The sequence below is a fragment of the Roseovarius sp. AK1035 genome (assembly GCF_003288315.1).
GTDB classification, from domain to species: Bacteria; Pseudomonadota; Alphaproteobacteria; order Rhodobacterales; family Rhodobacteraceae; genus Roseovarius; species Roseovarius mucosus_A.
On record NZ_CP030099.1, the window covers coordinates 962,255 to 988,121 of the forward strand.

Genomic DNA, 25,867 nt, shown 5'->3' on the forward strand with positions numbered 1-25,867 from the left:
ATTACTGGGCCAGCCACGACTGGAACTTGGCGTCCAGATCGTCACGGTTGTCAGCCCACCATTCGTAGTCATAGATGTGAACGTTGGAGGCATTTGCCGGATCGGTCGGCATATGCGGCGCCATGTCGATGCCAAGCTCGGCGTGCTTGCCTACCAACGGTGCCGAAGACGCACGCGCCGGACCGTAGGAGATATACGCCGCCTGATCAGCAAGACGCTGGGTGTCGGTGCCGAACTTGAGGAAGTCCATCACGCGCGCCAGACGGTCTGCGGGCAGACCGGCGGGAACAATCCAGCCATCAAGGTCAAACGACTGCATGTCCCACAGCATTGCGATGGGCTGGTTCTGTTCAGCAATGGCCGAGAACAGACGGCCGTTGAATGTCGAACCCATGAACACTTCGCCATCCGCTAGAAGCTGCGGGGTTTCCGCACCGGCAGACCACCAGACGACTTGGTCCTTGATGGTGCCCAGTTTGGCCAGCGCGCGCTCTACGCCCTCGTCGGTGCCCAGAACGTCGTAAATCTCGTCCTTGGCAACGCCGTCGCAATAAAGCGCCCATTCCATGTTGTCGATCGGGCGCTTTTGCAGCGACCGCTTGCCCGGATACTTGGCAAGGTCGAACACGTCGCAAACGCTGGTCGGCGGCTCGGTGCCGGCAGGCACAAGATCAGTGCGATAGCCGAAGGTGGTCGAGTAAACGATCTGCGGAATGAAGCAGTCGCTGACAATCAGATCACCAAAGTCATCGCTGGCAGAGGTACCATCGGGGGCCGCGGCCAACATGGTGTCGTGGTCGATTTCCATCGCCAGACCTTCGTCGCAGAGGCGCATCGAGTCGGACGCCACCACATCGACCAGATCCCAAGTGATGTTGCCTGCCTCGTTCATGGCGCGCAGCTTGGCCACGGCCTCGGCCGAGCTTTCGTCCCAAGTCGCGGTCACGCCGGGGTTAGCAGCAAGGTAGGGCTGCACATAAGCCTTGTCTTGGCTCGCCTGATAGGCGCCGCCCCAGCTGACGATCGTCATGCTGTTGGCCATTTCCTGTGCGGTGACGGCAGTGCCCGCAGCAACGGTCAGAGCCGTGGTCGCGAGCAGGGTTTTCGTCAGTTTCATAAACATACTCCCAGTTTATCCCGTTTTTCGATGGTTGGGCCCTGCGCTACGGGCAGAACGTCGAGGGCCTTGCTCAACCCGCACCGGTTCCGTGACCGGCGCGCGTATTCTTATACTTGGGGCGCATCCAGCGCGCGGCAATCCTCTGGCAACCAGCCGATCTCGATCTGCTCGCCCGGTTGCAGGCGGCGCTGATCGGGGGCGTTCCGGGTCTTGATGATAAAGTCATCGGACCCAGCCACCCGGAGCCGTGTGCGGAAAATGTCACCCATATAGATGAACTCCAGCACTTCGGCCTTGAGCGTATGCGCATCCGGCTTCAGCCGGTCACGATTGAATTCGACCCGCTCAGGCCGAATGGAAATCAGCGTGCGGTCGCCCGGCTTTTCGACATTGACGGGCTTGGCATCAATCAGGTCGCCGTTGTCTAGCTGCACGACGGCAATACCGTTCTTGATCTCTTTGACCCGCCCCTCAAGGGTGTTGTTCTCGCCAATGAACTGCGCGACAAAGCTATTCTTGGGGCTTTCATACAATTCATCTGGCGGCGCGATCTGCTGGATGCGGCCATCGTTGAACACCGCCACACGGTCAGACATTGTCAGCGCCTCGGTCTGATCGTGGGTCACATAAACTGTGGTGATCCCGAGATTGTGCGCAAGATGGGTGATTTCGAATTGCATTTTTTCGCGCAATTGCTTGTCTAGCGCGCCGAGCGGTTCATCCATCAACACCAGCTCAGGCTCGAACACCAGCGCCCGCGCGAGAGCCACACGCTGTTGTTGGCCGCCAGACAGCTGCGACGGACGACGCCCACCAAAGGCACCCATTTCCACCATTTCCAGCGCCCGCTTAACCTTGGCTTCGCGGTCGGACTTGCCGATTTTGCGCACCTCAAGCGGAAAGCTGAGGTTTTCGGAAATCGTCATATGTGGAAAGAGCGCGTAATTCTGGAACACCATGCCAATGCCGCGTTTGTGCGGCGGGATGTTGTTGATGCTCACACCGTCCAATTTGATCTCGCCATGGGTGGCGGTTTCAAACCCTGCAAGCATCATCAGACAGGTCGTTTTGCCCGACCCCGACGGTCCTAGCATCGTCAGAAATTCGCCCTTGGGCAAGGTCAGGTTCAGATCCTTGACGACCAGTGTTTCGCCGTCATAGCTCTTTTGGACACGTTCAAACGCAACGAACGCATCGTTGTTCCCGGTATCTGCCAAGTTCGGCTCCCTATTATTCATCGCAAGCGTTTGCCTCGCGTTCGGAAGAAACTAAAACAAGATGGACCCTCACATGCAAGCGGATTGCGGCGCTTTTTTCCCGAAACCGACCTGCGCAGGTCAAATCGCCTGCAAGTGAAGCAAGATAAGTCAAATTTCCTGCAAATGGCCGAGGCACGCTCCGCTTTAACGCGAGCCTCGGCAGTGTTTTCACCGGAAACCGACCTATCCCAGCACGGATTGCACGGCTTTTGTGGTTTTGTGAATCACCTCATCCGCCTCTGATTTTGTCAGGCAGAAAGGCGGCGCAAAGCCCAGAATGTCCCCCTGCGGCATGGCCCGCGCGATAACACCGGTAGCTGCCAGCGCAGCGGAAATCTGTGGGCCCACCTTGTCGGCAGCATCAAAGAATATCCGATTTTCCCGATCCTTGACGAATTCGACGGCACAGAGCATCCCCTCGCCCCGCACCTCGCCTACATGGGCATGCGCGCCCAGTGCCTCGGCCATGCCCCGATTCAGATAGCCGCCTACATCGCGGTTATTGGCAATCAGGTTCAGATCATCAAGCAACTTGAGATTTGCCACACCCGCCGCCGCCCCGATGGGATGCGCCGAATAGGTCCAGCCGTGGCCGATGGGGCCATTCTCATCCGTGCCTTGCTCCAGCACCTTCCACATGCGGTCGCTGACGATGCTACCCGAGAGCGGCGCATAGGCGCTTGTCAGGCCTTTGGCGATGGTGATGAGGTCTGGCGTCATTCCATAGTGGTCCGAGCCGAACATCGTGCCCAGACGACCAAAGCCCGTCACCACCTCATCGGCCACAAGCAGGATGTCATGCTTGCGCAGCACCTCTTGAATGGCGGCCCAATAGCCTGCAGGCGGCGGCACAATGCCTCCGGTGCCCAGCACCGGCTCGCCAATAAAGGCGGCGATGGTATCGGCCCCCTCGCGCGCGATGAGTGCCTCAAGCTCGGCCACACAATGCGCGACAAACTGCGCCTCGGTCTGATCCAGATTGGCGCGACGGAAATAATAGGGCGCTTCGGTATGAACGACCTGCGCCAGCGGCAGATCGAACTTCTTGTGGAACAGTTCAAGCCCCGTAAGCGAGCCGGTCATCAGCCCAGAGCCATGATAGCCGCGCCAGCGCGAGATGATCTTTTTCTTCTCGGGCCGCCCGAGGATGTTGTTGTAATACCAAATCAATTTGACATTGGTTTCATTGGCGTCAGAGCCCGACATGCCAAAATAGACCTTGCTCATGCCCTTGGGGGCGCGGTCCATAATCATTTTGGACAGGGTGATCGACGCCTCGGTGCCATGCCCGACATAGGCATGATAATAAGCCAGTTCGCGCGCCTGCGCGGCAATCGCCTCGGCAATCTCTTGGCGACCATAGCCGACGTTGACGCAATAAAGCCCGGCAAAGGCATCGAGAAAGCGATTGCCATCACGATCCTCGATATGACAGCCCTGCCCGCCTTTGATCACCCGGTTCGGCGCCTCGCCACGGGCGAATTGCCCAAGATGTGTCGAGGGGTGAAAGAAATTCTCGCGATCCCATTGATCAAGTTGGTCGTTGCGCAGCATCGTGTTTCCTTTCCTCGGGGGCGCACCCCCAGCTTCATCGTTCCAAAGATACTCGAATCCCGATCGTCACGCCCAATCGCGGCAGACGTATTTGATTTCCATGAATTCCTCCATGCCGCGCCGCGCCCCTTCGCGGCCCAGCCCCGATTGCTTGACCCCACCAAAGGGGATCGGCGCGCCCGTTACCTTGGTGCGGTTCACCGCCACCATGCCGAATTGTAGCGCTCGCGTCATCCGGTAGATGCGGCGGGGATCATGGCAGTGCAGATAGGCAATGAGGCCATATTCCGTGGCATTGGCGCGGGCGACCACCTCTTCCTCGGTGTCAAAGGGCGTGATCGCCGCCACCGGGCCAAAGGTCTCGTCGTGCATGATCGCGGCGGCGTCGGGCACATCCATGAGCACCGTCGGCTGAAAGAAGAGAGGGCCGAGCGGGTCGCGCTTGCCGCCACAGGCAAGCGTTGCACCATGCGCCAGCGCATCCGCCACATGCTCTTCCTGCTTGCGAACCGCACGCTCATTCATCAGCGGGCCGATGTCGGGATCGTCCATGCCGCGCCCGATTTTGAGCGTCTGTATCGCGTCGGTAAAACGTCGGCAAAAGGCGTCATAGATTGGCCGCTCTACGTAAATCCGGTTAGCCCCCAAACAGTCTTGCCCCGACGTCGCAAACTTGGCCTTGATCGACTCGGTCACCGCAGTTTCCAGATCGGCATTCTTGAACACGATCACCGGAGCATGGCCGCCCAGTTCCAGCACCAGTTTCTTGACCGTGCCCGCACATTGGCGATAGAGCAACTGCCCAATGTCGGTAGAGCCGGTAAAGCTGAGAACGCGGACGCGGGCGTCTTGGGTCCAAGGCTCAACCACTGTTGCCGCGTGGCCTGTCACCACGTTGAACACACCCGCCGGGATGCCCGCGCGCTCGGCCAGTTCTGCAAGGGCCAGTGCCGAATAGGGTGTCTCGGCTGAAGGATGAGAAACCACGCTGCAGCCCGCCGCCAAGGCCGCCGCCGCCTTGCGCGTGAGCATCGCTGCGGGGAAATTCCACGGCGTGATAAGGGCGGCCACGCCCACCGGCTCTAGCCACAATTCCACCTCGGCATCGGGCAGGTGGCTTGTGACCCCTTCGATGTTGGGGCGCTTGGCCTCTTCGGCGTAATATTCCACGAAACTTGCGGCATAGTCGATCTCGCCACGCGCTTCACTAAGGGGTTTGCCCTGCTCCAGCACCATGATCCGCGCGAGGTCTTCGCGATGCGCAAGGATGAGATCGAACCAGCGGCGCAAGAGCGCGGCGCGATCTTGCGGCAGGGTCATTGCCCAGCCATCGAATGCGCCCTGCGCCGCATCCACAGCCTTGCGTGCCTGATCGGCACTGAGGCTGGCCACAGCACCCAAGACACTGCCATCGGCGGGGTTGGTGACGGCAAAGGTCGCGGCCTCGTCTCCGCCCACCCATTTGCCGCCCACATAGGCAAAGCTGCGCACCAGGCGCGTGTCGGTGATCCCGTTGCGGGTCCAGATGGCTGAGTCGGACATTGTGGCACTCCCTTTGCGCCAGAGAATGTCTGGTTCACGCAGAGGGTGACGCTAAAGTTTTTGGAGTTTGCAGATTATTCTTCTGCAAGGCCGCAGAAATACGGATGTTTCATTCAAAGAACATCTCAAACGGTGGCAGGCGCGGGGATTTTACGGGCTTGGTCACGATATAGGTGAAATAGCGCGCCAATCCGATCCGCGCCTCTAGCATCTGATCAATCAGTCGTTGATAGCTGTCGATGTCCCGGGTGACGATCTGCATCAGATAGTCAAATCCGCCGCCCAACGCCCAACAGGCCGTCACCTCTTCATAACGGTGCATACTGTCCTCAAAGGCGCGGAAACTGGCAGGGGTGTGATCCGCAAGTTCCACCGCGACAAAGACGGTCACATGCGAGCCCAGCTTCTTGAGGTTGATGCGCGCATGATAGCCCTCGATCAGCCCCGCCTCCTCCAGCCGCTTGAGCCGCTCCCAGCAGGGGCTGGCAGACAGGCCCACACGCGCGGCCAAATCGGCCTTGGTGATGCGGCCCTCTTCGGCCAGCACCCGCAGGATATCGAGATCGCGGGCGTCGAGTTTCATGCGGTAATGACCGTGCCCAGATCGCGCCCCTTGAGCCGCGCCATCACATGCGTGGCAATCGCGGTATCCTGCACACCGGTGCCGGTCAGATCGCAAATGGTGATCTCGGCATCGCTCTTGCGTCCGCCCGCGCGGCCCTGGATTACGTCGCCCAATTCGGCTGGCGCGCCCTTGGTCCATATCCCGGCCTCGATCGCGCTGCGCAATTCACCCAACTGTTCCACCTGCGCGGCGCGGTCGGCAACATAGAGATCGGCCCGGACCAGCGCCTGCGGATCAATCTCGTTCTTGCCGGCCTGATCGGATCCCATGGCCGTGATGTGCAGTTCGGGATGCAGCCATTTCGCCTCGATTACGGGCGTCTTTGCCGGGGTTGTAGTGATCACCAACTGGCTGGCCATCACCAGATCTGCGGGGGTGTCCACCACATGAATATCACATTCGAGATCGGCCAGATCGGCCGCGCAGGTGCGCGCGCGGTCGGCATCGCGCCCCCAGATCAGCAGACGGTCATAGGGGCGCACCAGCCGCGCCGCCCGCGCCTGAAGCCGCGCCTGAACGCCGGTGCCGATAATGCCCGCCGTCTGCACCACCTTGGGGGCCAGATGCTGCGCCGCCACCGCGCCAGCCGCCGCCGTGCGCAGATCAGTCAGATAGCCATTGTCGAGAAACACCGCCTCGACCAGACCGGTCTTGGCGGAAAAGAGGATCATCAGACCGTTCAGGCTGGGCAGGCCCAATTTGGGATTGTCAAAGAAACCGGGGCTGACCTTGATCGCGAAACCGTCAAAGCCGGGGATATAGGCGGTTTTCACATCCACCTCGCCATGCACGGAAGCCAGATCCATCGACATCACCGGCGGCATGACCACCCCGCCATCCGACAGCGCGGCAAAGGCCTGCTCGATCACCTTGACCGTCTCAAGGTCGAGCGTGATCGCGCGGCGCAATTCTGTCTCTGTCACGATCCTTATATCATGTGCCATATTTCCGACCTTCAATCACCTTGTCGCCTAAAATCACGGTTTGCCCGGTCATCACCTTGGTAAAGAGCGCCATATCAAGGTTACGGCCCGTGATGATGGTGGCGGTTGGCCCTTGGGGCGCAAGTTTGCCACTCAGCACCGCCGCAAGACCCACGACGCAGGCCCCCTCTGCCACGATCCGATCCTCGTAATAGAGCACCTGCATGGCATGATAAATCTCTTCTTCGGTCACAAGGATCACATCGTCCAAAAGATCGCGGCACATGGCATAGCTGAGACGGTTCTGCATCCCAACGCCACCGCCCAGACTATCGGCAAGGCTTGGCACTTCTTCGACCTCGACAGGATGCCCGGCGCGGATGCTTTCATACATCGCGGCACCTCGGTCCATGCTGATCCCGATCACGCGCAGGGACGGCTTGATCGTCTTGGCGGCCAGCGCCACCCCCGCCGCCAGCCCCCCGCCCGACAACGGCACGAGCAGCGTCTGGGTATCCGGGCGCGCCGCCATGATTTCCAATCCGATGGTCCCCTGCCCGGCAATGACCAGCGGATCATCAAAGGGCGAAATCTCGGTTAACCCGTCCTCGGCAACCAGCCGTTCCACCTCGGTCTGTGCCGCGTCCTGAGAGCGCCCGATGATCCTGACCTCTGCGCCCAGCGCGCGGATGCCCTCCACCTTGGCCTGCGGCACCAGGTCCGACATACAGATCACCGCCCGCAAACCGCGTGCCCGCGCGGCATAGGCCACGCCGCGCCCATGATTCCCGGTCGAGCAACAGGTGACGCCCGCCGCATCCTGCGCCCCCGCCACCGCGTTGAGCGCGCCGCGCAGCTTGAAGGCACCGATGGGTTGCATATTCTCGAGCTTGAGCAGGAAGTCATCGCCTGTTACCGCGCTCATGTAGGGCGAGGGAACGAGAGGCGTGCGGTCAGCGACCCCAGAAATCACCTGTGCCGCAGCATAGACATCGGCCAGAACAGGGCGCATGAGGGTCTTCCTTGTTTAGGGTGCGGGCAGAGTGCGCTGCGGCGAGCCTAGCGTCAACTCTGCGGCGCAGGATGGTCTGAAAACGACAAAACGGGGCGTTTTTCTTGGGGCAGGCCTGTTCCAAAGCCACAAGTATGGCGGGGATATTTCAACGACGGACCCCCGACATGATTGAAAAAGACCTGCCCTTCTCGGCTCAGGAATACCAGCGCCGGTTGGACAAGACCCGCACTGCCATGGCCCGCCTTGACCTTGACGCGCTCTTTGTGACCGACCCCTCAAATCAGCATTGGCTGACCGGCTATGATGGCTGGTCGTTCTATGTGCATCAGGGCGTTTTGGTCTTTCCCGAGGCTGATCCAATCTGGTGGGGCCGCAATCAGGATGCCAATGGCGGTGTGCGCACGGTCTGGATGACGGACGATCGCGTGATCGGCTATGCCGACAATTACGTGCAGTCGACCGAACGCCACCCGATGCAGGATCTGGCAGAGCGGCTTAAGGGTATGGGCCTTGCCGATAAACGCATCGGCGTGGAAATGGACAACTACTATTTCTCGGCCAAGGCGATGCAGACCCTGCGCGAGGAACTGCCTGAGGCAACATTCCTTGACGCCACCGCGCTGGTCAACTGGCAACGCACGGTGAAATCCGAAGAAGAGCTTGGCTTCATGCGCAAGGCCGCGCTGATTTCGGAGAAGATCACCGACGGGTTGATGGAACGGGTCGAGCCGGGCATTCCCAAGAACGAAATCGTGGCCGAGATTTTCCGTGATGCCATCCGAGGGGTAGAGGGCGCGTGGGGCGACTATCCCGCAATCGTGCCGCTTTTGCCGTCAGGTTCGGATGCCGCAGCGCCGCATCTGACATGGAACGGGCGCGAGTTTGCGACGGGGGAAGCGACCTTCTTTGAAATTTCCGGCTGTTACCGCCGCTATCACACGCCGTTCTGCCGCACGCTGTTTCTGGGCAAGCCGCCGCAATTCCTGCTTGATGCGGAAAAGGCGCTGGTCGAGGGGCTGGAAGCGGGGCTAGAGGCCGCAAAGGCAGGCAACCGCGCCTGTGACATCGCCAATGCGTTGGCCGCCCCGTTGGAGCGGGCGGGCATCGAACGCGGCGCGCGCTGTGGCTATCCCATCGGTCTGAGCTATCCGCCCGACTGGGGCGAACGCACGATTTCGCTGCGCTCCGAGGATGAAACCGTGCTGGAACCGGGAATGACATTCCATTTCATGCCCGGTCTCTGGATGTCGGACTGGGGTTTGGAAATCACCGAGTCGATCCTGATCAAGGAAAGCGGCCCGGCGGAAACCTTCTGCAACCGCCCGCGCAAAATGTTCGTCAAGGACTGACCCAATAAGGCCCCCACATCGACCGTGGGGGCCTTTTGCAATCCCGCTCTATTCCCATTCCATCTGTTCATAGACCCGGCCCGCATTCTTGGTGGCCAGTTCTTCGAACGTATCAAGGTGCGTATAGGCGGATTGGTCGACGTAATAGGCCCCGGCCAAATCACCGCCGGCGTCGATATGCGCGCGGATTTGGGCGCGCAGATGTTCCAAATAGCCTTTGGTGTAGCGGCGTACCTGATCCATGTTGGTCGGGTGGCCATGACCGGGGATCACATAGGTGGCACCCAGCGGCTCGAATTCAGCATCCCAAGTTTCCAGCCAATCCGCCGTGATCGTATCGGCAAAGATCGGCAGCATCCGTTCGTGAAACGCCATATCGCCGGAAATCACAAGGCCTTGGTCGGGCAGCCAGATGACAATGTCTCCGGGGCTGTGAGCGGGGCCAAGATAGCGCGCCTCGATCCGGAAATCGCCCATCTCGACAGTATACTCATCAGTGAAGGTTTCGGTCGGCAGCACCACGCTGGTGCTTTCGGCGCGCTCTTTGGTCACGCGCTGCGCCGCGTCCAGATCACCGCCGCCGTGGTTCTCGAACTCGGCCGCCGCATCCACATGCGCCACAATCGGCACGCCCTGTTCGGACCAATAGGAATTGCCCAGCATGGCATGACCTTGGCCATTCTCGTTGAACACCAGCTTGACCAGCTGATCGGTGATCGCCTTGATCTCTGCGTGCAGCGCCTTGGCCAATCCATAAGACGCGCCACCGTTGATCACCACCACCCCATCGCCAGTCACGATAAAGCTGAGGTTGTTGTTATGTCCGGCATTGTCATAGGTGGGCGGCGCGGTGGCACCGATGGCAGACCAGACATGCGGGATCACTTCGACAGGCTTGGAATAGAGCAGCGACGCAGGATATTGGTCAGCAATATCCTCACTCGCCAGTGCAGCACTGCCAGACCAAAGCAGAAGAGCGGAAAGCGTCGCGCGCAACATCTTACACCTCCGTGACGAAACGATAGGCATCGCCATCGCGCTCTACCCGGCCCAGCCCACCCTCGGGCAGGTGAAAGCCGACCATCGCCATCTGATCGGTCGCCAATTGATCCAAGAGCCGCAGGCGCGTGGCAATCCCGGTCTCGGCATCCTGATCCGATCCGCTGGCCCAATCGGGGCGCGCAAAGGCCAGATGCCCGTTGCCGATGGCATCGCCCACCACCAGCGCCGCCTCGGTGCCGTGACGAACCTCAAACGCGATATGGCCGGGCGTGTGGCCGGGTGTGTGATGCGCGAGGATACCCGGCAGCACCTCTTGCCCGCCGCTGATGAATTCGATCTGATCCTCGATGGCCGCAAGCCGCCGCGCCGCGCCCACGGCAAAACTGGCACGCTCTGCGCCGATGCTGTCAACCGTGGCAGGATCAGTCCAGTAATCCCATTCCGCCTGCCCGATCATATAGCTGGCATTGGCAAACACCGGATCGTCGAAATCATCCAACACGCCCCAGAGGTGATCGGGGTGCGCATGGGTAAACAGAACATGGGTGATATCATCGGCACCAAGGCCAATGGCGCCAAGCGCATCTAGAATTTTGCCCGCTGTGGGCATGAAACCAGACCCGGACCCAGCATCAAACAGCACCGTGTTCGTGCCATCCTGTAACAGTGTCAGGTTGCAGGGCGGCTCGACCGTGTCGCCGGTGATGCCGTACTGCGCCAGAACAGGGGCGGCATCGGCAGCGGGCAGGTTGCCCAACAAAAACTCCATGGGCAGCACAAGATTGCCATCGCTGAGTGTGGTGATCTTGGCATCGCCCAAGGTCAGCTCTATCGCGGCAAAGCTGGGGCGCGGCAGGCCGACAAGCGTGCTGGCCCCCATAGCCGCCAGAACTTGACGTCGGTTGAATCGCATGGCTTCCCTCTCCATCATTTATTCGCATTTGTGAATATGATGATCTGGCACGCCTCAAAATACAAGTCAAAACAAGGCTGCGTTTCATGCTGATTTCCGCGCAGAGATGCGGTAGGAACGCAGCATCAATCCTCCTATTGCGTGATCGTCAAAGCCCATGGACAGTGAACTTCCTGCCTACCTGACAACGAAAGAGGTCGCAGACCTGCTTCGGGTGAAGGAGCGTAAGGTTTACGACATGGTCGCCACCGGCGAGATCCCGCATCGCAAGATCACCGGCAAGCTCTTGTTTCCCCATAACGAGTTGATGTGCTGGATCGAGGGAACGGGCGTCACCCTGCCCTCTGAGCGCCCCGCGCTTGTGACCGGCTCTCACGATCCGCTGCTGGATTGGGCCCTGCGCGAAAGCGGCGCGGGTTTGGCAACGCTGTGGAATGGCAGCTGTGACGGGCTGGAGGTCTTTGCCGAAGGGCGTGCCGTTTTGGCGGGGCTGCATATTCCGGGCGATGCCGATTGGAATATTCCAGCGCTCGAGGCACGCGGGCTGCGCGACGCCGTGCTGATCGGCTGGACAGGGCGTGCGCGCGGCCTGATCCTGACCCCTGCAGTTGCAGATATGGTGCAGGGGTTTGGCGATCTGCGCGGGCGGCGCGTGATCCTGCGGCAAGAGGGGGCCGGCACGACCGCGCTCTTTGACAGGATGATGGCCGAGGCGGGGCTGTCACAGGGGGATATCCTGACACCGACAAGCCCGGCCCATACCGAAAGCGATGCCGCCGCCGCTGTGGCCGCAGGCGAGGCCGAGGCCACCCTTGGGATCGAATCCATGGCGCGGCAATTTCGGCTGGTGTTCCGCCCCTTGGTGCAAGAGCGCTTTGACCTGCTCATCGACCGCCGCGCCTATTTTACTGAACCGGTGCAACGCCTTGTTGCCTTCATGCGGTCTGAGACGATGATCGCCAAGGCCGAAGCGCTTGGGGGCTATGATCTGGACGGGCTTGGGGCGGTGCGCTGGATTTCCGCCTGAGACCGTGCTGTTCGATTACGGCGTAAATTTTTGGGCGGGGTTAGTGAAAACCCCGCCCATTTCAAAGCTCTGTTCAGCCTTGGCTTAGCCTTCTGCGTTCGGGAAGAACAATTGCTGACCGTCGATCTTGTAATCAGCTATGGCCTGCTGCCCCTCGGTCGACAGAATCCAATCAATGAACATCTGCCCGGCTTCGGCCTTAACATTCGCATGCTTTTCCGGGTTCACAAGGATGATGCCATATTGGTTGAAGAGGCGATTATCGCCCTCGACTGCGATTTGATACTCACCCTTGTTGCCAAAGGAAATCCACGTGGCACGGTCGGTCAGCACATACGCGCCCATGGCCGTGCCAGTATTCAGCGTGGCGCCCATGCCTGAGCCGGTTTCACGATACCACCCGCCGGACGCGGCAGCAGCATCAACGCCCGCCTCTTTCCAGAGCTTCAATTCCGCCTTGTGGGTGCCGCTATCATCCCCACGCGAGGCAAAGGGGGCACCGACCTCTGCGATCTTGGTCAAAGCCGCCGCAATATCCTTGGTCCCGGCGATACCCGCCGGATCGGCAGAGGGGCCAACAAGGATGAAATCGTTATACATCACGTCAGAGCGTTGTAGCCCATGGCCTTCGGCCACGAATTTCTCTTCAGAAGCCTTGGCATGGACAAAGAGCACGTCGCCGTCGCCATTCATCGCATTATTGATGGCCTGCCCGGTGCCTACGGCCACGACGCGCACCTCGATGCCGGTTTTGTCCTGAAAAATCGGCAGAAGGTGATCGAATAGCCCAGAATTCTGGGTGGAGGTGGTGGATTGCACCACGATGAACTGATCCTGCGCCTGTACAGTGCCAGAAAGGCCCAAAGCAAGCGCCGCACCGGCGGCAAGCGAAAAGAGGTGACGTCTGAGCATGAAAAACTCCCGTTTCGTTTGGATTTCAAAAGGTTGAACTTGTGTAGAGCCGACCTTGGGTCCAAGCGCGCGCGGCCTCAGACTTGGGGTGGCCAAGAACTTGGTCAATCGGGCCGCTTTCAGCCACTTGGCCGGCATGCAGGAAAATCACCTCGTCGCCCATGCGCCGCGCTTGGCCCATGTCATGTGTGATCATGACGATGGTCACACCGCGCCCATGGGCGGCGTTGATCAGATCCTCGATTCTCTGGGTTGATGCGGGATCGAGGCTGCTGGTGGGCTCATCTAGAAACAGAAGACGCGGTTTACAGATCAACGCCCGTGCCAAGGCAAGCCGCTGTTGCTCGCCACCCGACAGCACCCGCGCTGGATGCCGCGCCAGATCGCTCAGCCCTGCCATATCAAGGGCACGCGCCGCTTGCTCTGCGCGCTCTGCCCCACGGACACCATGCACCGAAAGGGCGAAATTTAGGTTGGCCAGCACGGAGCGGCGCAGCATTACGGGGCGCTGAAAGACCATCGCCTGCGTGCGCCGCGCCCGATCATCGGGGGCCGCACCCTGCCATAGAATCTGCCCGGACGTGGCGGGCAAAAGCCCATGCAAAAGGCGCAATAGCAGGCTCTTGCCTGCGCCATTGGCCCCCATGACAAGCGTGCGCCGACCTTCGGGAATTGCCACTGACACCTTGTCAATCAAACGCTTGCCACCCGCGTGAAAGCACAGATCGCGCGCCGCGAGCAGACTATCTTGCGTGGCAACTTTGGCCGGGGTCATATCCATCACCGTGTCACGCATAGGCCGCACGCACCGCAGAGGCCCGAAGCGCCATGACCACCGCATTCACCAGCAACGCTATCACCAGCAGCAACACGCCCAGCGCCAGCGCCAGTTCCAGATTGCCCTTGGATGTCTCAAGCGCGATGGTGGTGGTCATCACACGGGTCACGTGATTGATGTTGCCGCCCACGATCAGCACCGCGCCAACCTCGGCCACGGCGCGGCCAAACCCCGCCAATGCCACGGTCATCAAGCTATAGCGCGCATCCCACAAAAGCGCTGTGACCCGCTGATAGGCGCGCAGGCCCATCGAGGCGAATTGCTCTGCATATTCGCCATGCAGATCTTCGACCACCTGTTTGGTGAGCGCGGCAACGATAGGCGTTACCAAAATGGTCTGCGCGATGATCATCGCCGCAGGCGTGTAGAGCAATTGAAGCGGACCAAAGGGGCCAGAGGCCGACAGCATGAGATAGACGAACAGCCCTACCACCACCGGCGGCAGGCCCATCAACGCATTGAGCACCACCGTGACAACCGCGCGCCCCGGAAAGCGGAACGCGCCCACCAATGCCCCAAGCGGGAGCCCGATAAGACAGGACAAGAGAACCGCAGTCAGCGTCACGCGCAACGATAGAACGACAATCTCGCTTAGGTTTCGATCCCAATTGAGGATCAGCGCCAGCGCCTCTGCCATGATGTCGCCAAAGCTGAACACGTGCGATTTCTCCCCTCTGCGGGAAAAAAAGCACAAAAAAACATAAGATGCCAGCCCCTAACGCGACAGGCCCTTAGGGTTTTGCGGCGCGCAACCGCCAGAGTCGTAGCGGTTGGATCAACTCTGGGCCCTTTGGCCCGACGCTGACATGCGCCGCAAAAAGCCGTCCGAGTGTTTCACGCTGCGCCTCTGCCAGCGCGCGGCGGGCAGGATCGACACGGGCAAGGGAGGCGATAAAAGCCTCTAGATCAGCCATCGGTGTCGGCCGTTCATAGGTGACGGGCGCAGGGCCGATGGCCACGCGAGCCGCCAACAGCGCGTCTATTGCCCGAATCGCCGCGTGCCGTATCTCTGTCTCGTCCTCAACCGGGCGCATCACCTCGAAAAACGCACCCTCTGCCACGGGCTCGACAATCATCAATTCGCCACCGGGGCGCAGCACGCGCAAGGCCTCGCGCAACGCGGCCTGCATCAGCGGTACGGGCACGTGATGCAGCGAATTAAGGAAGATACAGGCGTCAAAGGATGCCGTCGCAAAGGGCAATGCCTCGGCCCCGCCTTGCACAAAGCGACCCTCGGGCACAGCCATGCGCGCGGCGGCCACTGCCTCGGGCGCGGGGTCTATTCCGGTCACAGTATAGCCTGCGCGCCGCAGGGTGCGCGCCAGTGCCCCGTGGCCACAGCCGATGTCGAGCACATCACGCGCGCCGATGTCGGCAAGGATCGTCAAAAGGCGCGCGGATGTATCCAGCGCTTCAGTCATCGCCAAACTCTTGGCGCAAGGTATCGGTATGCGCGCCAAGGGCGGGCACGGCACCCAGAGTGGCATCACACCCATCCATCTGCGCGCCGGGGGCCAGCATCTGCACCGGGCCAGAGGGGGTCTCGACGGTGACGTGACGATTTTGCGGATGGGTGACGAGGTCCTCCATCTCACTGACGCGGCCATAGGCGATACGCGCGGCACGCAGGCGGTCTGCCATGGCATCGCGAGGGAGAGCCGCAAAGATAGGCCGCAGGATCGCATCCAAAGCTGCCCGATTGGCAACACGGGCTGAATTGCTGTCAAACCGCGGATCACGGGCCAGCGCGGCATCGCCCAATATCGCCTCGCAGAACACCGCCCATTCGCGCTCGTTCTGGATTGAAATCAGCACCGCCTTGCCATCGCGGCCCTGATACACGCCATAGGGCGCGATGGTGGGATGGTTGAGGCCCGCACGCGGCGGCACCTTGCCGCCATAGGCATATTGCAGATAGGGCACATTCATCCAGTCGCCCAACGCATGAAAGAGCGACACCGCGATATGCCGCCCCACGCCGGTTGTCGCGCGCCCGATCAGTGCCTCTAGAATGGCCTGATAGGCGGTCATTCCCGCCGCAATATCACAAACCGAAACGCCGGTGCGCGCCGGGCCATGCTCATTGCCGGTGATCGACGAGAGGCCGGTTTCGGCCTGCACCAAAAGATCATACGCCTTGAGGTCTGCGAGCGGGCCGTCTTCGCCATAGCCTGAAATCGAGACGGTGATAAGACGCGGGTAATCGGCACGCAATCGGTCGGGGGCAAATCCCAGACGGTCAATCGCCCCCGGTGCAAGGTTCTGAATGAAGATATCCGCCCGCGCCAGCATGCGCTCCAGCAGCGCGCGGTCTGCCTCTTGTCTCAGGTCGAGACAGAGTGATTCCTTGCCCCGGTTGAGCCAGACGAAATAGGCGCTCTCGCCATGAACCAGCGCATCATAGCCGCGCGCGAAATCACCTTCGGGCCGCTCGACCTTGATCACGCGCGCCCCAGCCTCTGCCAAACGACCAGAGGCATAGGGGGCGGCGACGGCCTGTTCGACGGAAACAACCAATAGTCCGGCTAGGTCTGTGCGCATCGGGGCCTCTTCTCTTTTAGGTGCGGTTTGGCAGGAACATGCCCTATTGCACCGGGTCTGGGAAATACCCGTGTGATTGAACGGGTATAGCGCCCGACTATGGGGTGCCATAGCCTTGCCCTCTGGTAGGGCGGCTTGGTAGAGCTTTCTCTTATGGATATTCGCCAACTTCGTTATTTCATCGCCATCGCCGAGGCACCCTCGCTGTCGGCGGCGGCGCATCGGTTGGGTGTGGCGCAGCCCTCACTCTCGCAGCATGTGGCGCGGATGGAAACCGAACTGGGCGTGCGTTTGATCGACCGGTCGCCGCGCGGCTCGATTCTGACTGCCGAAGGTCAGGTGCTTTTGCGCCATGCCCGCGAGATCAGCACCGCGATGACACGGTGCGAGGATGAGATGCGCGATGCCTCAGGCGCGCCACGTGGCAAGGTGGGGTTTGGACTGCCGCCGTCAGTGTCTATGGTCTTGTCCGTGCCTCTGGCCGAGACCGTGCGGGTGGAACTGCCCGATATCCGTCTGCGCGTGGTCGAGGCAATGAGCGGGTATATCAAGGCATGGGTGGCCGATGGAACGGTCGATATGGGGCTGATCTATGATCTTCAGGACGCGGATCATTTCCGCATCACCCATGTTCTGGATGAGCGCCTACATGTCTATTCCGCCCCGGACAACTGGCCGTTTGAAACACCCCCCGGCACAGCCGTGCCCCTGCGCGCCCTGGAACCGCTCGACATGATCCTGCCGGAGGCAGCACATGGCCTGCGCAAAACAATCGAGAGCTATGCCACTCCGCTTGGCCTGCGCCTCAACGTGCCCATCGAGATGGACGCGATGACGCAGATCAAGGAACTGGTGGCGCGCGGATCGGGTCATGCGATCTTTTCGCCCTCAGCGGTCCATGACGCAGTGGCGCGCGGCGAGCTTGTGGGCGCGCCCATCACAGATCCCGATATGGTGCGGCCCGTCTATCTTGTTTCAAAGCCCGCCTTTCCCACCAGCCGCGCCAGCCGTGCGGTTGAGGCGATCACACTGGACGTGCTGCGCGATCTGGTGCGGCGGGGCATCTGGCAAGGTGAGCTGCGGCTACAGGCGCGCCCAATGGCAGCAAGCGGGCATTGATATTTCCGCAGGGATCGAAAACCTGTCACCTAGGGGCCAAGTAGTGTGAGGGGCAGACATGACATCCTTTGATCCAACCGCAGATTACGCCGACATCCGCGCAGGTGTGGCCCGCGTCTGCGCCGAATTTCCCGGCGCCTATTGGCGCGATCTGGACGCGCGCCGCGCCTATCCCAAGGATTTCGTCGATGCGCTCATCCGCGAGGGGTATCTGGCCGCGATGATCCCCGAGCAATACGGCGGATCGGGGCTTAACCTGACCGCCGCCGCCGTCATTCTTGAGGAAATCCACCGCTCTGGCTGCAACGCTGCCGCCTGTCACGCGCAGATGTATACAATGGGCACCGTTCTGCGCCACGGGTCCGAGGCGCAAAAGGCGGCCTACCTGCCCGGCATCGCGGATGGATCTTTGCGGCTTCAGGCCTTTGGGGTGACGGAACCGACCAGTGGCACCGATACATTGGCGCTGAAAACCAACGCGCGTCGGGATGGCGATGCCTATGTGATCAACGGCCAGAAAATCTGGACTTCGCGGGTCGAACACTCTGATTTGATGGTTCTCTTGGCCCGCACCACCCCGCGCGAAGAGGCAAAATCGAAAACTGACGGTCTGTCGGTGTTCCTGATCGATCTGCGCGGCAAAGTGGGGCACGGCATCGACATCCGCCCCATCCGAACCATGATCAACCATGCCACAACCGAGGTCTTTTTTGACAACCTGCGTATTCCGGCGGACTGCCTGATTGGCGACGAGGGCAAAGGATTTCGCTATATCCTGTCAGGGATGAATTCCGAGCGCATTCTGATTGCCGCCGAATGTATCGGCGACGCCAAATGGTTCCTCAGGACCGGGTCGGATTATGCCCGCGAGCGCGTTGTCTTTGGCGCGCCCATCGGGGTCAACCAAGGGGTGCAATTTCCGCTGGCGCGCGCGCAGGCGCATATGATGGCCGCTGAGGCGATCGTGTATCGCGCGGCGGCCATGTATGACGCAGGCCACAATCCCGGCGTCGAGGCGAACGCCGCCAAGCTCTTGGCCTCTGAGGCGAGTTGGGAGGCGGCAGAGGCCTGCATGCAGACCCATGGCGGTTTTGCCTTTGCCGAGGAATATGATGTTGAGCGCAAGTTCCGCGAAGCGCGGCTTTATCAGATTGCGCCGATTTCGACCAATCTGATCCTGTGCCATATTGCCGAACAGGTGCTGGGCCTGCCAAAGTCTTATGGGCCGGGACGCGGGCAATAGGGGAAGCGAATGAACGACTACGCGGATTGGATCGGGCGCAGCTATAGCCGGTCAGAGCCGATTTCCGAACGCTTGGTGCGCGAATACCGCGCCACGCTGGCCGGCACATTGGCCGAGGCGGAGATGCCCGTTGGGCTGCATTGGTGTCTGGTTCCCGATACGGTAACGCCCGACCAACTGGGGCGTGATTGCCACCCCAAGACAGGGCTGTTCCTGCCTGCCTTACCCTTGCCGCGCCGCATGTGGGCGGGGGGAGAGATCGAATTTCACGCGCCCTTTGCGCCCGGTGATCTGGTCACGCGGGAAACGACGATTGACGATGTAACCTTCAAGGAGGGGCGCAGCGGCAAGCTGGGCTTTGTCACGCAACGGCATGACTATAGCGTGGGCGGAGTGGCGCGTCTGACCGAGCGGCAGGACATCGTGTATCGCGAAGACCCCAAGCCGGGACAAACCAAGACGCCAGAGGCTGCTGAAGAGTGGCCCGATGCAACCGCATGGCAGATCACGCCGAATTCGACCCTGCTTTTCCGGTTCTCGTCGCTTACCTTCAACGGTCACCGCATCCATTATGATCACCCCTACGCGACCGGGGTTGAGGGATATGAGGGGCTGGTGGTGCATGGTCCGATGCAGGCGGTCTGGATGATGAATCTGGCCACGCATATTCTAGGCCATCTGCCTGCGCGGTTCTCTTATCGCGGGCTGACGCCGCTTATCTGCAACCTGCCCGTGGCGATTGAGGCCCGTCAGCATGAAGGCGGCATTGATCTGCGGGTGCGGCGTATGGGCGATGGGGTGGCGACCATGGCAGCACAGGCGGAATGAGATAGATTGACATAACTAGATTTATCGTTATATTTATCCCATGAGTATCACAAGCCCCACCGCCCGCGCCCTTGCTGCCCTTGGTCATGACACGCGCCTTGCGATCTTTCGTCTGTTGGTGCGGGCGGGCGACGACGGGTTGAACGTGGGCGACATCGGCCAGCACCTGGATCAGGCGCCCTCGACACTGGCACATCATCTTTCGGCATTGGTCGATGCCGGGTTGGTGGTGCAAGAGAGACAGGGGCGCACGGTGATCAACCGCGTGGATTACGCCGCTATGCGCCGGACCTTGGATTTCCTGACCTCGGAATGCTGCACAGGGGTGAAACTGGCCAAAACAGAGACAGAAACGGCTGCCTGAACGCCCTTTTTTGGGCTTAACAAAACGATATTTCTAGGGATATGGACATGACAGACTCAAGCCTGCCTCAACCGCGCGCCACCGCCCTGCTGCGGCGCCTATGGAAGGATCACCGCATCTGGATGGTGTCAGCCATGATCCTGATCGTGCTTGCAGCTTTCGACGCGACGCAGGCGCGTGCCACGCTTTTGTTTACCAGCGACGCCCTCCTCAGCACTGCACCGTTTCTACTGCTCTCCATCGGCATCGCGGCGTGGGCCACGGCGACAGGCGCAGACAATATGATCGCGCGCGCCTTTACCGGCGCTCCGGCCTTGATGATCCTGCTTGCGGCCCTCGCGGGCGGTCTCTCGCCCTTTTGCTCTTGCGGGGTGATACCGCTTATCGCCGCCCTTTTGGCGATGGGGGTGCCGCTGTCGGCAGTGATGGCCTTTTGGTTGGCCTCGCCGGTGATGGACCCCTCGATGTTTATCCTCACGACCGGGGTCTTGGGTTTGGAATTCGCGATTGCCAAGACGCTTGCTGCCGTGGGTTTGGGTCTGATGGGGGGCTGGGTTGTGCATCTGATGGGCCGTGCCGGGGGGCTGAGCGATCCGTTGCGCGACGGTATCGGCAACGGAGGCTGTGGTGGCAGCAAACTGCGCGCGCCCAAGCCGGTGGTCTGGCGCTTTTGGTCCGAGCCAGAGCGCCGGGCCAAGTTTGGCCGTGAGGCATGGAATGTGACCCTGTTTCTGCTGAAATGGCTTACTCTGGCGTTTATTCTGGAAAGCCTGATGCTCGCCTTTATCCCGGCAGAGACCATCACGCAGGCGCTTGGGGGCACTGGCATCGGGCCGATCCTGCTGGGCACTCTGGTGGGCGTGCCTGCCTATCTGAATGGTTACGCCGCCCTGCCATTGGTCGGCGGCTTGATCGGCCAGGGCATGGCCCCCGGTGCTGGTCTGGCCTTTCTCGTGGCCGGTGGCGTCACCTCCTTGCCGGCCGCAATCGCAGTCTGGGCCTTGGTCAAGCCACGGGTCTTTGCGTTGTATATCGCGCTGTCGCTCTCGGGGGCCTTTGCCGCTGGCCTGCTTTTTCAGCTTTGGAACATGGCATGAGACAGTTGCATATTGAGGTGAGCGGCCTGAAACCCGGCACGCGCCTGCTGGCCCCGGCGGGGATGTGCAGCCCGCAAGAGACAGTCACGCGGGCAAGCGTGACCGGCGGACAGATCATCGACGTGGTGTTAGAGGCCGAGTTGGGCCTTGCTGCGCTCTGGATCGAATCGACGGGCGAAAGCCTCACGCTTACGCATCGCATCGCCCCCGCGCCCAAGGGCATAGACTATCCCGAGGCGGTCTATGTGCCGCGCATCACCCGCTATACCCGCGCCGCCGATGATCTGGCCGAGGCCAGCCGCGCCCTTGCCGCCAAGGCGGGTGGGGGGCGCGCGGGCATCGACGCATTGGTGGCCGAAGCGGAGGCACGTTTCATCTACGCCCATCCCGACGCGCGGTTCAATGATGGCACCGATGCGGTGCCCTATCTCTCTTGTGGCACGACGCCCGGCTCTTGTGTGGATATCAACACCTATCTCGTGGCCAGCCTGCGCGCGGCGGGCTATGAGGCGGGTTACGTTTATGGCTACTTCTTTCCAGCGGAAAAGGGGGGCGTTACCCATGACATGCATTGCTGGGTCGTTACCCGCCATGCGGGCGAAGTGCTGGACTGGGACATCGCGCATCACATGAAGGCAGGGCTTGGCCCAACGCGCCCCGGCCTTAATCCGCGTCCCGGTTGGCGGGTCGCACTTGGGCACTCCATGGGCCACGGCTATGATATGGGCGAAACAATGGCCCAACTGAAGCTCTTGGCCGAGCCAATGCAGGCGGGGCCGGGGGGCGCATGGCAGAAACTACCCATCATCGCGCGCCTGCCCGCAGCCTGACCCTTGCGGACCTGCCCGCAATTTGAGCATAAACCGCTGGGACTCGACCCACCGGCGGTTTAGTTTCGTCCATCGGTAAATTTCTGTAGAAAACCGGCCGGATAAATTTTACCAATTGGTAAAACCAAAAAGACTGCCCACCTGCCAACATGGAGAACCACATGACACGCCTGCCACTTTCCCGCCGCCGCTTTATGGCCACCTCGGCCGGGGCAGCGCTTATCGCCGGGGCCTCTGGCCTTGCATCGCCGCTGCGCGCCGCCGAACCGATCAAGACCGCCGGTATCTATACCGTGCCCGTTGAACAACAATGGGTCAGCCGTATTCACAAGGCCGCCCTGACCGCGCAAGAGCGTGGCGATGTCGAATACATCTATTCCGAGAATGTCTCGAACACAGATTACGCCCGCGTGATGCGTGAATATGCCGAACAGGGCTACAAGCTCATTATTGGCGAGGTGTTCGCAGTCGAACAGGAAGCCCGTGAAGTGGCCGCTGATTATCCCGATATCGCCTTTTTGATGGGGTCGAGTTTCAAACAGGATGAGGCGCTCGCGAATTTCGCGGTGTTCGACAACTACATTCAGGACGCCTCTTACCTTTCGGGGATCATTGCGGGCGCGATGACCAAGACCGCCAATATCGGCATGGTCGGCGGCTTCCCGATCCCCGAGGTCAACCGCCTGATGCATGCCTTCATGGCCGGTGCCCGCGAGATGAACCCCGAGATCAAGTTTCAAGTAAGCTTTATCGGGTCTTGGTTCGATCCGCCCAAGGCCAAGGAAACTGCCTTTGCCATGATCGAAGGCGGTGCTGACATGCTCTATGCTGAGCGCTTTGGCGTCTCGGATGCGGCAAAGGAAAAGGGCGTGCTGGCCATCGGCAACGTCATCGACACCCAAGCCGACTATCCCGAAACGGTCGTGGCCTCGGCCATCTGGCATTTCGAGCCGACACTGGATGCCGCGATTGCTGCGGTCAATGCGGGCACGTTCACCGCAGCCGATTACGGCGTCTATTCGTTTATGAAAGAGGGCGGATCGTCCTTGGCGCCGCTTGGGACGTTCGAGGGCAAAGTGCCCGAGGCCGCCATGGCGCTGGTGGCGGAACGTGAAGCGGCGATCAAGGCGGGCACTTTCTCTGTCGAGATCAACGACGAAGAGCCGAAATCCTCTTGATATGACAGGCGCAGACACGGCGCAGGTCGTTCTGCGCCTCGATCGCATCACCAAGCGTTTCGGCGCGCTCACCGCGAATGACGCGGTGAGCCTTGATCTGCGACGGGGCGAGGTTGTTGCCCTTTTGGGCGAAAACGGTGCGGGTAAAACCACGCTGATGAACATCCTCTTTGGCCAATACACCGCCGATGAGGGACAGGTGATGGTGATGGGGCGGGCGCTGCCCCCCGGCAATCCGCGCGCCGCACTCGAGGCGGGCGTGGGCATGGTGCATCAGCATTTCACGCTGGCCGACAATCTGACTGTGCTGGAGAACGTGACACTCGGCACCGAGCCGCTCTGGCGTTGGCGGTCTGATCGTGCCGCCGCGCGCGACAAGATTGCCAAGCTCTCTGCCGATTTTCATCTGGCGGTCGATCCTGACGCCCGTGTCGGTAGCCTGACGGTTGGCGAACGGCAGCGCGTTGAAATCCTCAAGGCGCTCTACCGCGAGGCGCGCATTCTTATTCTGGATGAACCAACCGCCGTCTTGACCCCGCAGGAAACCGACGATCTTTTTACGACCCTGCGCGAGGCTGTGACCAAGGGCCTGTCGATTGTGTTCATCAGCCACAAACTGCATGAGGTGATGGATATCGCCCATCGGGTCGTGATCCTGCGCCACGGCAAGGTGGTGGCAGAAATGGCCACGACAGATACCGACCGCCACGCGCTTGCCGCCGCAATGGTTGGCAGCACGGTTAGCGCGCCACGGGTTGCCCCCGGCGTACCCGGCAAGGCGCTGTTGCATCTCGAAGCAGTCGGAACACCGGACCGGGGCAGCGCACCGGGGTTAAAATCGGTGACTGTCAGCTTGCGCGCAGGCCAAATCACCGGGCTTGCCGGGGTCTCTGGAAACGGGCAGGCAGCGCTGGCCGATTTGATTGCCGGCCTAAGCACACCTGCGATGGGGCAGATCAACCTGGATGGGCACACACTGGCCACATGGTCGCCACGTGCCGCTGTCGAGCATGGCATCGCCCGCATCCCGGAAGATCGGCACAAAACCGGCACGATTGCTGATTTTTCCCTAACCGAGAATGCCATTCTGGAAAGCTATCACAAGCCGCCCATGAGCCGCGCGGGCTGGATGAGCTGGTCGCAAGCCGAGGCTGAAACACAGGCGATCATCAAAGGCTATGACGTGCGCTGTCCCGGGCCGGATACCCGCATCCGCCTGCTTTCGGGTGGCAATATGCAGAAACTGATCCTTGGCCGCGTGCTCGAGGCCAATCCGCGCATCATCCTTGCCAATCAACCCGTGCGCGGCTTGGACATCGGCGCAGTGAACTATGTGCATGAACAATTGCTCAAGGCGCGCGACCGGGGAGCGGCGGTCTTGCTCATTTCCGAGGATCTGGATGAGATCATGGCCCTGTCGGATGTGATCCATGTGATGTCCGTAGGGCGGCTTTCACCGGAATTTGCGCGCGGCACCATGACGCCTGCCGAACTTGGCGTGTGGATGGCGGGCCACGGCTTTGACGGGGGGTTGGCGCATGCGTCTTGAACCCATCGCCAATCCGAGCCTCGCCCGCAGCACCCTGCCGCCTGCGCTGGCGATTGCTGCGACGGTTGTTGTCGCGTCTCTGTTGGCGATGCTCGCGGGGGCCAATCCCTTTGCCGTGCTGGGGCTGATCCTCAAGGGGGCGGCGGGATCGCAATTCGCCATGTTAGAGACACTTAACCGCGCCACGCCGCTGATTTTTACCGGGCTTGCTGTCGCGGTCGCCTTTCGTGCCCGGCTTTGGAATATCGGTGCCGAAGCACAACTTTACGCAGGCGCGTTGATGACCGTTGTTCTGGGCACAGGCGCGTTGCAATGGCCCGCCGCAGCGCTCTTGCCCATGCTGGTTTTTGTGGCGATGCTGGCGGGGGCGGTCGTTCTGCTTGTTCCGGCGCTGCTCAAGGTGCGGTTTGGCGTTGATGAGGTGGTCACAACGCTGCTCTTCAACTTCATCTTTCTGCTGTTCATCTCGCTTCTGCTTGAGGGGCCGCTCAAAGATCCGATGGGTATGGGATGGCCCAAATCCGAACGCCTGATCGCAGAGGCGCGCCTGCCGCGCATCGTCGAGGGGCTGCGCCTGCATTGGGGCTTTGCGCTCGCGCTGATTGCCGCCGCGCTTGTCTGGGTTATTCAACGCCGCACCACCTTGGGCTATGAGATGCGCGCCGTCGGCCTGAACCGCGAGGCGGCGCGCTTTGCGGGTATTCCGGTCAATGCGGTGCTGATCAAGACCGCACTTCTGTCTGGTGGCCTTGCTGCGCTTGCGGGTTTCTCAGAGGTGGCGGGGGTCAAAGGGAGCCTGACGCTCGATCTCAGCCCCGGCTTTGGCTATACCGGGATCATTGTGGCGATGCTCGCGCTGCTCAATCCGTTGGGTGTCATCGCCGCCGCGCTATTCGTGGCGGGCATCTTCGTGGGCGCCGACAGCATGAGCCGCGCGGTGGGCGTGCCGACCTATCTGGCCGATATCATGCTGGCCACGGCGCTCTTGCTGATGGTGCTGGCGATTCTGCTCACGAGGTTCCGGGTGGTGAGGGAATAG

25 protein-coding genes are annotated in these 25,867 nt (G+C 61.0%); 11 read left to right on the plus strand and 14 right to left on the minus strand.

The genetic code is table 11. The features are described from left to right. Window position 1 precedes the first annotated feature (1 nt). The 7 genes from RAK1035_RS04660 to eutB all read right to left on the minus strand — a co-directional run bounded on the left by RAK1035_RS04660 (window position 2) and on the right by eutB (window position 8,035). Entirely contained in the window at window positions 2–1,117 is a 1,116-nt protein-coding gene (locus RAK1035_RS04660; RefSeq protein WP_037298680.1) for an extracellular solute-binding protein, read from the minus strand. Window positions 1,118–1,227: 110 nt separating this feature from the next. Continuing rightward, complete coding sequence (locus RAK1035_RS04665) at window positions 1,228–2,337, minus strand: ABC transporter ATP-binding protein (RefSeq protein WP_008282594.1); 1,110 nt, start codon at window positions 2,335–2,337, stop codon at window positions 1,228–1,230. Window positions 2,338–2,562: 225 nt separating this feature from the next. Further along, a complete protein-coding gene (locus tag RAK1035_RS04670; protein ID WP_008282596.1) occupies window positions 2,563–3,933 on the minus strand; it encodes an aspartate aminotransferase family protein in 1,371 nt (456 codons plus the stop codon). A gap of 66 nt (window positions 3,934–3,999) precedes the next feature. Beyond that, window positions 4,000–5,475, minus strand: a complete 1,476-nt coding sequence (locus tag RAK1035_RS04675) for an NAD-dependent succinate-semialdehyde dehydrogenase (protein WP_008282597.1) — start codon at window positions 5,473–5,475, stop codon at window positions 4,000–4,002. A gap of 109 nt (window positions 5,476–5,584) precedes the next feature. Continuing rightward, complete coding sequence (locus tag RAK1035_RS04680; protein WP_008282598.1) at window positions 5,585–6,058, minus strand: Lrp/AsnC family transcriptional regulator; 474 nt, start codon at window positions 6,056–6,058, stop codon at window positions 5,585–5,587. Further along, the gene (locus tag RAK1035_RS04685) at window positions 6,055–7,044 is read right to left on the minus strand and encodes a cyclodeaminase (RefSeq protein WP_008282599.1); all 990 of its coding nucleotides are present in this window, start codon (window positions 7,042–7,044) and stop codon (window positions 6,055–6,057) included. Before RAK1035_RS04685 ends, RAK1035_RS04680 begins: the two co-directional genes overlap by 4 nt. Beyond that, window positions 7,034–8,035 carry a hydroxyectoine utilization dehydratase EutB gene (gene eutB / locus RAK1035_RS04690; RefSeq protein ID WP_008282600.1) on the minus strand — a complete coding sequence of 334 codons (1,002 nt, stop codon included), beginning with the start codon at window positions 8,033–8,035 and terminating at the stop codon, window positions 7,034–7,036. The genes RAK1035_RS04685 and eutB overlap by 11 nt, the downstream gene beginning before the upstream one ends. 167 nt (window positions 8,036–8,202) lie before the next feature. On the opposite strand from eutB, the gene doeA reads away from it, so the two are divergent. Next, window positions 8,203–9,387 (plus strand): ectoine hydrolase DoeA, encoded by a 1,185-nt coding sequence (gene doeA / locus RAK1035_RS04695; protein WP_008282601.1) that lies wholly within the window; start codon window positions 8,203–8,205, stop codon window positions 9,385–9,387. Between the two features lie 48 nt (window positions 9,388–9,435). Here doeA and RAK1035_RS04700 read toward each other — a convergent pair whose 3' ends face one another. Both RAK1035_RS04700 and RAK1035_RS04705 read right to left on the minus strand, forming a co-directional pair. Beyond that, window positions 9,436–10,386, minus strand: a complete 951-nt coding sequence (locus RAK1035_RS04700; protein WP_008282602.1) for an MBL fold metallo-hydrolase — start codon at window positions 10,384–10,386, stop codon at window positions 9,436–9,438. A 1-nt stretch (window position 10,387) separates the two neighbouring features. Beyond that, window positions 10,388–11,302 (minus strand): MBL fold metallo-hydrolase, encoded by a 915-nt coding sequence (locus RAK1035_RS04705; RefSeq protein ID WP_037298619.1) that lies wholly within the window; start codon window positions 11,300–11,302, stop codon window positions 10,388–10,390. A gap of 157 nt (window positions 11,303–11,459) precedes the next feature. On the opposite strand from RAK1035_RS04705, the gene RAK1035_RS04710 reads away from it, so the two are divergent. Continuing rightward, entirely contained in the window at window positions 11,460–12,329 is an 870-nt protein-coding gene (locus tag RAK1035_RS04710; RefSeq protein WP_008282604.1) for a helix-turn-helix transcriptional regulator, read from the plus strand. Between the two features lie 84 nt (window positions 12,330–12,413). Here RAK1035_RS04710 and RAK1035_RS04715 read toward each other — a convergent pair whose 3' ends face one another. The 5 genes from RAK1035_RS04715 to RAK1035_RS04735 all read right to left on the minus strand — a co-directional run bounded on the left by RAK1035_RS04715 (window position 12,414) and on the right by RAK1035_RS04735 (window position 16,620). Further along, window positions 12,414–13,241 (minus strand): substrate-binding domain-containing protein, encoded by an 828-nt coding sequence (locus RAK1035_RS04715; protein WP_008282605.1) that lies wholly within the window; start codon window positions 13,239–13,241, stop codon window positions 12,414–12,416. 25 nt (window positions 13,242–13,266) lie between these two features. Continuing rightward, complete coding sequence (locus RAK1035_RS04720) at window positions 13,267–14,016, minus strand: ATP-binding cassette domain-containing protein (RefSeq protein ID WP_037298686.1); 750 nt, start codon at window positions 14,014–14,016, stop codon at window positions 13,267–13,269. A gap of 13 nt (window positions 14,017–14,029) precedes the next feature. After that, window positions 14,030–14,737 (minus strand): ABC transporter permease, encoded by a 708-nt coding sequence (locus RAK1035_RS04725; RefSeq protein ID WP_008282608.1) that lies wholly within the window; start codon window positions 14,735–14,737, stop codon window positions 14,030–14,032. 73 nt (window positions 14,738–14,810) lie between these two features. Further along, window positions 14,811–15,500, minus strand: coding sequence for a class I SAM-dependent methyltransferase (locus RAK1035_RS04730; protein WP_008282609.1), 690 nt, complete (start codon window positions 15,498–15,500; stop codon window positions 14,811–14,813). Beyond that, window positions 15,493–16,620: a CaiB/BaiF CoA transferase family protein gene (locus RAK1035_RS04735; protein WP_008282611.1), complete on the minus strand. Its 1,128-nt coding sequence runs from the start codon at window positions 16,618–16,620 to the stop codon at window positions 15,493–15,495. The genes RAK1035_RS04730 and RAK1035_RS04735 overlap by 8 nt, the downstream gene beginning before the upstream one ends. Window positions 16,621–16,773: 153 nt before the next feature. Here RAK1035_RS04735 and RAK1035_RS04740 point away from each other — a divergent pair, with 153 nt between their 5' ends. The 9 genes from RAK1035_RS04740 (at window position 16,774) to RAK1035_RS04780 (ending at window position 25,867) form a co-directional block, all read left to right on the plus strand. Continuing rightward, complete coding sequence (locus RAK1035_RS04740) at window positions 16,774–17,739, plus strand: LysR family transcriptional regulator (RefSeq protein ID WP_008282612.1); 966 nt, start codon at window positions 16,774–16,776, stop codon at window positions 17,737–17,739. Between the two features lie 58 nt (window positions 17,740–17,797). Beyond that, the gene (locus RAK1035_RS04745; protein WP_008282613.1) at window positions 17,798–18,982 is read left to right on the plus strand and encodes an acyl-CoA dehydrogenase family protein; all 1,185 of its coding nucleotides are present in this window, start codon (window positions 17,798–17,800) and stop codon (window positions 18,980–18,982) included. Between the two features lie 9 nt (window positions 18,983–18,991). Further along, a complete protein-coding gene (locus tag RAK1035_RS04750; protein WP_008282614.1) occupies window positions 18,992–19,810 on the plus strand; it encodes an FAS1-like dehydratase domain-containing protein in 819 nt (272 codons plus the stop codon). A gap of 40 nt (window positions 19,811–19,850) precedes the next feature. Then, window positions 19,851–20,174, plus strand: a complete 324-nt coding sequence (locus RAK1035_RS04755; protein ID WP_008282615.1) for an ArsR/SmtB family transcription factor — start codon at window positions 19,851–19,853, stop codon at window positions 20,172–20,174. 47 nt (window positions 20,175–20,221) lie between these two features. Continuing rightward, a complete protein-coding gene (locus RAK1035_RS04760) occupies window positions 20,222–21,271 on the plus strand; it encodes a permease (protein ID WP_198133612.1) in 1,050 nt (349 codons plus the stop codon). Continuing rightward, window positions 21,268–22,101 carry a transglutaminase-like domain-containing protein gene (locus RAK1035_RS04765; protein ID WP_008282617.1) on the plus strand — a complete coding sequence of 278 codons (834 nt, stop codon included), beginning with the start codon at window positions 21,268–21,270 and terminating at the stop codon, window positions 22,099–22,101. Before RAK1035_RS04760 ends, RAK1035_RS04765 begins: the two co-directional genes overlap by 4 nt. A gap of 161 nt (window positions 22,102–22,262) precedes the next feature. Continuing rightward, complete coding sequence (locus RAK1035_RS04770; protein WP_441346851.1) at window positions 22,263–23,279, plus strand: BMP family protein; 1,017 nt, start codon at window positions 22,263–22,265, stop codon at window positions 23,277–23,279. A gap of 1 nt (window position 23,280) precedes the next feature. Continuing rightward, window positions 23,281–24,828, plus strand: coding sequence for an ABC transporter ATP-binding protein (locus RAK1035_RS04775; RefSeq protein WP_008282619.1), 1,548 nt, complete (start codon window positions 23,281–23,283; stop codon window positions 24,826–24,828). Beyond that, entirely contained in the window at window positions 24,818–25,867 is a 1,050-nt protein-coding gene (locus RAK1035_RS04780) for an ABC transporter permease (protein ID WP_008282620.1), read from the plus strand. The genes RAK1035_RS04775 and RAK1035_RS04780 overlap by 11 nt, the downstream gene beginning before the upstream one ends.

Bases quoted from the DNA above. Each gene is read 5' to 3' on its own strand.
- RAK1035_RS04675 (WP_008282597.1), bottom strand. From the start codon at position 5,475: ATGTCCGACTCAGCCATCTGGACCCGCAACGGGATCACCGACACGCGC.
- RAK1035_RS04680 (WP_008282598.1), bottom strand. From the start codon at position 6,058: ATGAAACTCGACGCCCGCGATCTCGATATCCTGCGGGTGCTGGCCGAA.
- RAK1035_RS04700 (WP_008282602.1), bottom strand. From the start codon at position 10,386: ATGTTGCGCGCGACGCTTTCCGCTCTTCTGCTTTGGTCTGGCAGTGCT.
- RAK1035_RS04755 (WP_008282615.1), top strand. From the start codon at position 19,851: ATGAGTATCACAAGCCCCACCGCCCGCGCCCTTGCTGCCCTTGGTCAT.
- RAK1035_RS04745 (WP_008282613.1), top strand. From the start codon at position 17,798: ATGACATCCTTTGATCCAACCGCAGATTACGCCGACATCCGCGCAGGT.
- RAK1035_RS04750 (WP_008282614.1), top strand. From the start codon at position 18,992: ATGAACGACTACGCGGATTGGATCGGGCGCAGCTATAGCCGGTCAGAG.
- RAK1035_RS04685 (WP_008282599.1), bottom strand. From the start codon at position 7,044: ATGGCACATGATATAAGGATCGTGACAGAGACAGAATTGCGCCGCGCG.
- RAK1035_RS04780 (WP_008282620.1), top strand. From the start codon at position 24,818: ATGCGTCTTGAACCCATCGCCAATCCGAGCCTCGCCCGCAGCACCCTG.
- RAK1035_RS04670 (WP_008282596.1), bottom strand. From the start codon at position 3,933: ATGCTGCGCAACGACCAACTTGATCAATGGGATCGCGAGAATTTCTTT.
- RAK1035_RS04730 (WP_008282609.1), bottom strand. From the start codon at position 15,500: ATGACTGAAGCGCTGGATACATCCGCGCGCCTTTTGACGATCCTTGCC.
- RAK1035_RS04720 (WP_037298686.1), bottom strand. From the start codon at position 14,016: ATGACCCCGGCCAAAGTTGCCACGCAAGATAGTCTGCTCGCGGCGCGC.
- RAK1035_RS04765 (WP_008282617.1), top strand. From the start codon at position 21,268: ATGAGACAGTTGCATATTGAGGTGAGCGGCCTGAAACCCGGCACGCGC.
- RAK1035_RS04770 (WP_441346851.1), top strand. From the start codon at position 22,263: ATGACACGCCTGCCACTTTCCCGCCGCCGCTTTATGGCCACCTCGGCC.
- eutB (WP_008282600.1), bottom strand. From the start codon at position 8,035: ATGCGCCCTGTTCTGGCCGATGTCTATGCTGCGGCACAGGTGATTTCT.
- RAK1035_RS04715 (WP_008282605.1), bottom strand. From the start codon at position 13,241: ATGCTCAGACGTCACCTCTTTTCGCTTGCCGCCGGTGCGGCGCTTGCT.
- RAK1035_RS04775 (WP_008282619.1), top strand. From the start codon at position 23,281: ATGACAGGCGCAGACACGGCGCAGGTCGTTCTGCGCCTCGATCGCATC.
- doeA (WP_008282601.1), top strand. From the start codon at position 8,203: ATGATTGAAAAAGACCTGCCCTTCTCGGCTCAGGAATACCAGCGCCGG.
- RAK1035_RS04710 (WP_008282604.1), top strand. From the start codon at position 11,460: ATGGACAGTGAACTTCCTGCCTACCTGACAACGAAAGAGGTCGCAGAC.
- RAK1035_RS04660 (WP_037298680.1), bottom strand. From the start codon at position 1,117: ATGAAACTGACGAAAACCCTGCTCGCGACCACGGCTCTGACCGTTGCT.
- RAK1035_RS04740 (WP_008282612.1), top strand. From the start codon at position 16,774: ATGGATATTCGCCAACTTCGTTATTTCATCGCCATCGCCGAGGCACCC.
- RAK1035_RS04760 (WP_198133612.1), top strand. From the start codon at position 20,222: ATGACAGACTCAAGCCTGCCTCAACCGCGCGCCACCGCCCTGCTGCGG.
- RAK1035_RS04735 (WP_008282611.1), bottom strand. From the start codon at position 16,620: ATGCGCACAGACCTAGCCGGACTATTGGTTGTTTCCGTCGAACAGGCC.
- RAK1035_RS04705 (WP_037298619.1), bottom strand. From the start codon at position 11,302: ATGCGATTCAACCGACGTCAAGTTCTGGCGGCTATGGGGGCCAGCACG.